Origin of the sequence: Xenorhabdus sp. NBAII XenSa04 (assembly GCF_963866145.1) — a bacterium.
Classification (GTDB): Bacteria; Pseudomonadota; Gammaproteobacteria; order Enterobacterales; family Enterobacteriaceae; genus Xenorhabdus; species Xenorhabdus indica.
Window position 1 is genome coordinate 1 of record NZ_CAWMEB010000295.1, and the last position, 446, is coordinate 446.

At 54.3% G+C, this 446-nt stretch carries 2 protein-coding genes; both read left to right on the forward strand.

All coding sequences use genetic code 11. The features are described 5' to 3' along the window. A partial coding sequence (locus tag AAC147_RS10700) for a DUF2895 family protein (protein ID WP_047686574.1) occupies window positions 1–228 on the forward strand: 228 nt, incomplete at its 5' end. Beyond that, window positions 225–446 (forward strand): DUF3438 family protein (locus tag AAC147_RS10705; RefSeq protein ID WP_047686577.1); only part of this gene is annotated, 222 nt, incomplete at its 3' end. The genes AAC147_RS10700 and AAC147_RS10705, both read left to right, overlap by 4 nt.

Here is a 446-nt window from a genome sequence, read left to right on the forward strand (position 1 = left end):
CGTGACCGGGATAACTGGGTGGTCCGGCTGGATTTGGTGGCCGATGAATACTATCACGCTGAACCGGTCAAACGGGCATTGGTACGTTATCCGTTGAAAGTGGTGCGCTGGGAAGGGGATGCCGAGCGTAATCCCTTTGGGCTGGCACTGGATTGTTACGACGGCATGCCCCAGCGGCTGGAAGCGATGCCACAACCACAGGAAGAGAAAAAGGGCGTGTTTCAATGAGAGGATATCTACCTGGCTGCCGTCGTATTTGGTTAGGACTGGTCAGCATATTGCTGTTCAGCGTGGGCGCAAAAGCTGATGAACTGATGACATGGGAACGCATTCCATTATCCCTCTCACTCAAAGTGGGGCAGGAGCGCATTATTTTTGCTGACCGGAATGTGCGTGTCGGTTTGCCGCCGTCACTCAGTGATAAAGTGCGGGTACAAAGTGCCGGC